We start from the raw sequence: 2,841 nt of genomic DNA on the forward strand, positions 1-2,841 counted from the left end.
GTTTCATTTTGTTTGGCCTTCTCGTACCGGAGTGCATCTAGTTCCCATGAATCTATTCTCCTGGCCCTGCCCTGCCAGATGGTTTGCGCGCGCCGCTCAGTTGATAATTTGAGTTTTCGATATGCCACCCAACACGCCATCTGGACGCTCCCATGTATGGAAGTGGGAAACACTTCCTGAATGAGATTTTGAGCATCAGCTACATTTGACATTTGCCGCTCCTTTTTTGGATTGCGTGAAATTCGCAAGTTCTTGTTTGTCATCAGGTGAAAAATACCCGTCATAGTCTTCACCTAGCATCCCCACATTTCCTTCTATCTTACTAGCTAGAACTGGCACTCCAAGAACGATCGACTCCCCCACCGAGTTAGCACCTCCCTCCACCAGACTTGTATTGATAGTAGCCACAGAGCGTTGCATCCACTTCAGTGCTTCACGATACTCTCGCCTACCTAGCCATTCAAACCTCGGATCTCTAGCTTGCCATCCCATCGCCACACTATCGTAATTCAGCGCAACCGCATCACCTAACAATACTAGTCTAACAGAACCATCTAACAACTGCATAGATTCAACCGCCATAAAAGGCTGTTTAACCTCTCGGAGATGTCCTACCACTGTGAATAAATTAGTTTCCGTTACCGCAACTGAACTCAGATCTGGGAGGTAAATACTCTTCTGAACGACGCTAGACTTAAACCTAAATTTCTGCGGTATTGAAGCCAGTGAAGCATCATTAGACACCACCTGAGCATCAGCCAGATTCATACTGTTTTCACAGATTTTGCACCCGTTAGGTATATCCCGATAGAGATCGGTGCCTGTCAGATAAACGATGACTTTACCCACAGGATTCATCTTCAAAAAATCATCAATAAAGTGCGCACTTTTTCTGGCATGAAGCGCGATCAAAACATCTGCTCCACTGACTTGTTCATCCTTGCAAATCATCCCCACATCCATGCCCGACTCTGCAATATTCGACAGGTTATCGTTCAAATACAGGTAAGGGATCACGTCGGGATATTGCTGACAGAACTCAGAGAGAATAGGAAGAATATACTGCTTGCCGATGTCTTTCGGTGCGGCGATTCTTAATGGGCCCTTAACCTCTTTCACACCATTTTGAATCAGGTTTTCGGCTTCGCTAACGTTATCCAATATCTCCAAACACGCCTTGTGATACAGCTCGCCAGAGTCAGTCAAAGACACATGTCGAGTACTTCGATTCAACAGCTTCACGCCATATCGCTCTTCCAGTGCCTGCAGCCTAGCCGTCATGGTCGCAGGTGATAAGCCTAGCTCTCGCCCTGCTGCCGCTAAACCTTGATGCTTCACGATGCTAACGAACATCTTCATGTCTGAAAACTTATCCACTCTTACGCCTACCATTCATTAAAACCGAATAATGAATTCATATTTTAGCAAATTATTAAAATTAATCGAATAAATATAATGGCAACCATCAACAGAACACAAGAATCCTGAGCATGACAAAATTATTCCATAAGACACAATTAAAAGGTCTAACGCTACAAAATAGTGTCGTGATGGCACCCATGACCCGAGCTCGAAGCAGTCAGCCGGGCAATGTACCCAACGATATGATGGCAACCTATTACCAACAACGTGCTAGCGCAGGGCTTATCATCACTGAAGCGACGCAGATCTCTGATGACTCTCAAGGTTACTCATTCACTCCCGGCATTTACACCGATGCACAAATTGAAGGTTGGAAATCAGTAACCACAGCAGCAAAAGCACAAGGTGCAGCGATATTCTGTCAGCTATGGCATGTCGGTCGAGTATCTCACCCAATCTTTCAAAAGGGTGAACTGCCGATTGCACCGTCAGCTTTGGCTCCAACAGAGACGCAAGTTTGGATTGCTGATGAGAATGGCAACGGCAACATGGTCGATTGCATCCAACCAAGAGAGATGACCCAAGCAGACATCGATCGTGTGGTGCAAGATTTTGCTAACTCAGCCAAGAAAGCCATCGAAGCAGGCTTTGATGGTGTCGAGATCCACGGGGCCAACGGGTATCTGATTGACGAGTTCCTGCGCCGCTCGTCGAACCACCGCACAGATCAGTACGGCGGATCGCAAGAGAACCGCATCCGCTTCCTTGTCGAAGTGGCAGAGGCTGTCGCAGGCGAAATCGGTGCCGATCGCACAGGTATCCGCATGTCGCCCTACATCACGCAGCGCAACATGGCTGATGAAGAGATGATCGAGGTGATGCTGAAAGCCGCCAAAGAATTGGACCGCATCGGCCTCGTCTACATCCACCTGTCCGAGGCAGATTGGAACGACGCTCCACAAGTCCCGGAACAGTTTCGCCGTGATCTGCGCGCCGCCTATTCGGGCAAGATCATCGTGGCGGGCAAATACACGCGGGACCGTGCCACAAGCATCTTGAAATCTGGCCTTGCCGACATCGTGGCCTTCGGGCGCCCGTTTATTGCCAACCCCGATCTGCCGCGCCGCCTTGCCGAGGGTCTGCCACTGGCAGAATTCGATGGATCACTGCTCTTTGGCGGAACGAGGCAGGGGTACAGTTCATATCCTGAATGGTCGGGGGCGGCATGACCTTGTCGGCACAGGATATCGCCGCAGGACACCAGATCGGTACGAATCTGCTGATGGACACCGATACAATGCGGGTTTGGCACCTGCACCTTGCCCCGGGCGAGACGATGTCGCCGCATCGCCATCACCAGCCATATATCTGGACCGTCCTGACCGACGGAACGGCAAGGTCGCACTACGGCGCTGGCCGGATTCAGGACATCACCTATACCAATGGTCAAACGCAGCATTTCCCCGACCTGACCGCCGA

Annotated in this window: 4 protein-coding genes; 2 read left to right on the plus strand and 2 right to left on the minus strand. The window is 49.8% G+C overall.

Annotated features, from left to right (window positions below; translation table 11 throughout):
* Both Q0688_RS12025 and Q0688_RS12030 read right to left on the minus strand, forming a co-directional pair.
* A partial coding sequence (locus tag Q0688_RS12025; protein ID WP_299076682.1) for a hypothetical protein occupies window positions 1-212 on the minus strand: 212 nt, incomplete at its 3' end.
* Window positions 196-1,377 carry a LysR family transcriptional regulator gene (locus tag Q0688_RS12030; RefSeq protein WP_299076685.1) on the minus strand — a complete coding sequence of 394 codons (1,182 nt, stop codon included), beginning with the start codon at window positions 1,375-1,377 and terminating at the stop codon, window positions 196-198. The genes Q0688_RS12025 and Q0688_RS12030, both read right to left, overlap by 17 nt.
* 113 nt (window positions 1,378-1,490) lie before the next feature.
* Between Q0688_RS12030 and Q0688_RS12035 the strand changes: the two genes are divergently transcribed.
* Together Q0688_RS12035 and Q0688_RS12040 are read left to right on the plus strand one after the other, a co-directional pair.
* The gene (locus Q0688_RS12035; protein ID WP_299076688.1) at window positions 1,491-2,591 is read left to right on the plus strand and encodes an alkene reductase; all 1,101 of its coding nucleotides are present in this window, start codon (window positions 1,491-1,493) and stop codon (window positions 2,589-2,591) included.
* Window positions 2,588-2,841, plus strand: a 254-nt coding sequence (locus Q0688_RS12040) for a hypothetical protein (RefSeq protein ID WP_299076691.1), incomplete at its 3' end; no start/stop codon positions are given. The genes Q0688_RS12035 and Q0688_RS12040, both read left to right, overlap by 4 nt.

The organism is uncultured Paraglaciecola sp., from assembly GCF_937123705.1.
Taxonomy (GTDB): Bacteria; Pseudomonadota; Gammaproteobacteria; order Enterobacterales; family Alteromonadaceae; genus Paraglaciecola.

Excerpts from the sequence above, each read along its gene's own strand:
- Q0688_RS12035 (WP_299076688.1), top strand. The coding sequence starts at position 1,491 with ATGACAAAATTATTCCATAAGACACAATTAAAAGGTCTAACGCTACAA.